Genomic DNA, 4,576 nt, shown 5'->3' with positions numbered 1-4,576 from the left:
GCGTTCCCGTCGCTCGTACGGTTTGCCGTCGACCTCGGGGTGACGCCGGGCGAGCCGTCGCGGTTGTGGCAGGCGACCGCCGCGGGTGTGGTCCTCGCGCTGCTCGGCTGGATCGCGGTCGCGATCCTCACCGTGCTCACCGCGCGCGCGGGCGAGCGGGTGCTGTTCGGGCTGCGCGTGCGCTCGTATGCACACCTGCAGCGACTCGGACTTGACTATTACGAACGTGAACTGTCGGGCAGGATCATGACCCGGATGACGACCGATGTGGACGCGTTGTCGCAGTTCATCCAGACCGGCCTGTCCACCGCGGTGGTGGCGGTGCTGACGCTCACCGGCATCTCGGTCGCGTTGATCGCGACCGATCTGTCCCTGGCCCTGGTGGTGCTGGCGGTGCTGCCCGTCCTGGTGGTCGCGACCTTGTGGTTCCGGAAGATCTCCGGGACGGCATACGCGCAGTCCCGCGAACGCATATCCGTGGTGAACGCGGATTTCCAGGAGAACGTCACGGGTCTGCGCGCAGCGCAGGCCTACCGCCGGGAGGAGACCGCCGCCCGTCGTTTCGCCGAGCGCGCGGAGGCCTATCGGCGCAGCCGCCTGCGCTCGCAACGGGCGATCTCGCTGTACTTCCCGTTCATCACCTTCCTGTCCGACCTCGCGCTCGCCGCGGTCGTCTTCGTCGGGGCGCGCGAGGTGGCGTCGGGTGCGGTCGGCCCGGGTGTGCTGATCGCGTTCGTGCTGTACCTGAACCTGCTGTTCGCACCCATCCAGCAGTTGTCGCAGGTCTTCGACGGCTACCAGCAGGCGAGGGTGGGTCTGCACCGGATCGGCGACCTCCTGCGGACCGAGAGTTCGCTCGAGTCGGCGCAGGAGGGCACGGTCGCCGTCACCGGGCACCTCCGCGGCGACGTCCACCTGAAGGAGGTCGGTTTCCGGTACCGCGAGGCCGAACGCGAAGCCCTGAGCGGGGTGGACCTGAGGATCCCGGCCGGGTCGACGGTCGCTCTGGTGGGCCGGACCGGCGCCGGGAAGTCGACGGTCGTCAAGCTGCTCGCGAGGTTCTACGACCCCACTTCGGGTTCGGTGCGGGTGGACGAGACCGATCTGCGCCGGTACCGCCTGCGCGACTATCGCAGCCGGCTCGGTGTCGTTCCGCAAGAGGCGCACCTGTTCACGGGCACGGTGGCGACCAACATCGCGTACGGCCGGCCCGACGCATCACGCGAGGAGATCGAGGCTGCCGCGCGGGCCGTCGGGGCGCTCGACATGGTCGCGGGGCTCTCCGGCGGCATGAATCATCCGGTGGGTGAGCGCGGGCAGGGTCTGTCGGCGGGCCAGCGGCAACTCATCGCGCTCGCGCGCGCAGAACTGGTGGACCCCGACCTGCTGCTGCTCGACGAGGCCACCGCGACCCTCGATCCCGCCACCGAGAAGGCGGTGCTCGAGGCGGGTGCGCGGGTGGCGCGTTCGCGAACGGCCGTAGTGGTGGCGCACCGTCTCGCGACCGCCGCTCGCGCCGATCTCGTGGTCGTCATCGACGACGGCCGTATCGTCGAGTGCGGGCCCCACGACGAACTGCGCCGAGCGGGAGGTCTGTACACCACTTTGTGGCAACTCGCTACCGGTGGTCTCGTTCCGGAGGAGCCCGAGGCCTTGCTCACATCTGCAACGGAAGGATCGAACATGAGATCGTCCTCACGTTTGTAACGGGGTGCGCGCTGCGCCGATGCACCTTTGAGGGAATAATCGGCTCTCGAGAACCGTCATCGATGGAGACCCCATCGCACCAGATTGTGAGCTAGCCCACCGACATGAGCGGTCAGTTCGGATCGTCACATGCCACGGGCTAGCCTCATATTCACAGGCGCTCCGATCGGGTACCGAAGAAAGAAACGAGGCGAACAACTGCCGTGAGCAGCAGCTCTACATCACAGTTCGGACAGAACCAGTGGTTGGTTGACGAGATGTACCAGCGCTTCCAGGACGACCCTTCGTCCGTGGACGCGAGTTGGCACGAATTTCTGACCGACTATTCGCCGGAAGCTGCGGTGGCCGGAGGTACCAACGGCTCCGACACCGCCACGACCGAGAAGCCCGCGCCGAGCACCGCATCTGCGCCGAGTTCCTCCGCTTCGGCCCCCACCGAGCCCGCACCGAAGGCCCAGGCCGCCCCGGCGAAGCCCGCACCGAAGGCCGAGACCAAGCCTGCAACCCAGCCGAAGGCCCAGGCCGCGCCGGCGAAGCCGGCCCCGAAGCCGGCAGCTGCCCCGTCGGCCCCGGCCGCCGAGGAGAAGAAGGTTCTGCGCGGCGCCGCTGCTGCCGTTGCGAAGAACATGAACGCCTCGCTGTCGATCCCGACGGCCACCAGTGTTCGCGCGGTCCCCGCGAAGTTGATGTTCGACAACCGCATCGTCATCAACAACCATCTCGCCCGCACCCGGGGCGGCAAGGTCTCGTTCACCCACATCCTCGGTTACGCGATCGTCCAGGCGGTCAAGGCGTTCCCGAACATGAACAACCACTTCGCCGAGATCGACGGCAAGCCGAACCTGGTCGTGCCGCAGCACACCAACCTCGGTCTCGCCATCGACCTGCCGGGCAAGAACGGCCAGCGTTCGCTCGTGGTGGCCGCCATCAAGAACTGCGAGACGATGAACTTCGCGCAGTTCTACTCGGCCTACGAGGACATCGTGCGCCGCGCCCGCGACGGCAAGCTCACCGGCGACGACTTCTCGGGTGTCACGATCTCGCTGACCAACCCGGGCGGCATCGGCACCGTGCACTCGGTTCCGCGTCTGATGCAGGGCCAGGGCGCGATCATCGGCGCCGGTGCGATGGAGTACCCCGCCGAGTTCCAGGGCGCGTCCGACGAGCGGATCGCCGAGATGGGGATCGGCAAGCTGCTGACGCTCACCTCCACCTACGACCACCGCGTGATCCAGGGCGCGGAGTCGGGTGAGTTCCTGAAGAAGATCCACGAGCTGCTCATCAGCGACGACTTCTACGACGGCGTCTTCCACACCCTGCACATCCCCTACGAGCCGGTCCGCTGGCGCAAGGACGTGCCGGAAGGCCTCGTCGACAAGCACACCCGTGTGCTCGAGCTCATCGCCGCCTACCGCAGCCGCGGCCACCTCATGGCCGACACCGATCCGTTGCAGTTCGTGCGCGACAAGTTCCGCTCGCATCCCGACCTCGACGTCACGACCCACGACCTGACACTGTGGGATCTCGATCGCGAGTTCAACGTCGGCGGCTTCCACGGCCGCCAGAAGATGAAGCTGCGCGACGTGCTGTCGGTGCTGCGCGACGCGTACTGCCGCCACGTCGGTGTCGAGTACACCCACATCCTCGAACCCGAGCAGCAGCAGTGGCTGCAGGAGCGCGTCGAGGCGCACCACGTCAAGCCGACGGTCGCCCAGCAGAAGTACATCCTGAGCCGCCTCAACGCCGCCGAGGCGTTCGAGACGTTCCTGCAGACCAAGTACGTCGGTCAGAAGCGCTTCTCGCTCGAAGGCGCCGAATCGGTCATCCCGATGATGGACGCGATCATCGACCAGGCCGCCGAGCACACGCTCGACGAGGTCGCCATCGCGATGCCGCACCGCGGTCGTCTGAACGTGCTCGCCAACATCGTCGGCAAGCCGTACTCGCAGATCTTCTCCGAGTTCGAGGGCAACCTGAACCCGGCCGCTGCTCACGGTTCCGGCGACGTGAAGTACCACCTCGGCGCCGAGGGCACCTACATCCAGATGTTCGGCGACAACGACATCAAGGTCTCGCTCACCGCGAACCCGTCGCACCTCGAGGCGGTCAACCCGGTGCTCGAGGGACTCGTCCGCGCCAAGCAGGACATCCTCGACAAGGGCGAGGACGGCTTCACCGTCCTGCCGCTGCTGCTGCACGGCGACGCTGCGTTCGCCGGTCAGGGTGTCGTGGCGGAGACCCTCAACCTCGCACTGCTGCGCGGCTACCGCACCGGCGGCACCGTGCACATCGTCGTCAACAACCAGGTGGGCTTCACCACCGCGCCGGAGCACTCGCGTTCGTCCGAGTACTGCACCGACGTGGCGAAGATGATCGGTGCGCCGATCTTCCACGTCAACGGCGACGATCCCGAGGCCTGCGTGTGGGTCGCGAAGCTCGCCGTGGACTTCCGCGAGAAGTTCCACAAGGACGTCGTCATCGACATGATCTGCTACCGCCGTCGCGGTCACAACGAGGGCGACGACCCGTCGATGACCCAGCCCGCGATGTACGACGTGATCGACACCAAGCGCAGCGTCCGCAAGAGCTACACCGAGGCCCTGATCGGCCGCGGCGACATCTCGCTCAAGGAAGCGGAAGACGCCCTGCGCGACTACCAGGGACAGCTCGAACGCGTCTTCAACGAAGTCCGCGAACTCGAGAAGTACCAGCCGGAGCCGTCGGAGTCGGTCGAGCTCGACCAGACCCCGCCCAAGCGTCTCGACACCTCCGTCGACCGTTCGGTGCTCGAGCGGATCGGCGACGCCTTCGCCGAGGCACCCGAGGGCTTCACCGTCCACCCGCGCGTCAAGCCGGTGCTCGAGAAGCG

2 protein-coding genes are annotated in these 4,576 nt (G+C 67.1%); both read left to right on the top strand.

Features of this window, described 5'->3' with window-relative positions:
- Positions 1-1,707: ABC transporter ATP-binding protein (locus tag R1101_RS27095; protein WP_016934454.1), on the top strand; the 1,707-nt coding region annotated here is incomplete at its 5' end.
- A gap of 203 nt (positions 1,708-1,910) precedes the next feature.
- Positions 1,911-4,576, top strand: a 2,666-nt coding sequence (locus tag R1101_RS0116335; protein WP_081494109.1) for a multifunctional oxoglutarate decarboxylase/oxoglutarate dehydrogenase thiamine pyrophosphate-binding subunit/dihydrolipoyllysine-residue succinyltransferase subunit, incomplete at its 3' end; no start/stop codon positions are given.

The sequence above is a fragment of the Rhodococcus sp. R1101 genome (assembly GCF_000278445.1).
In the GTDB taxonomy this organism is placed as follows: domain Bacteria; phylum Actinomycetota; class Actinomycetes; order Mycobacteriales; family Mycobacteriaceae; genus Rhodococcus; species Rhodococcus gordoniae.
Note: the sequence above shows the minus strand (reverse complement) of the source record. Positions and strands in the feature narration are given on the sequence as shown.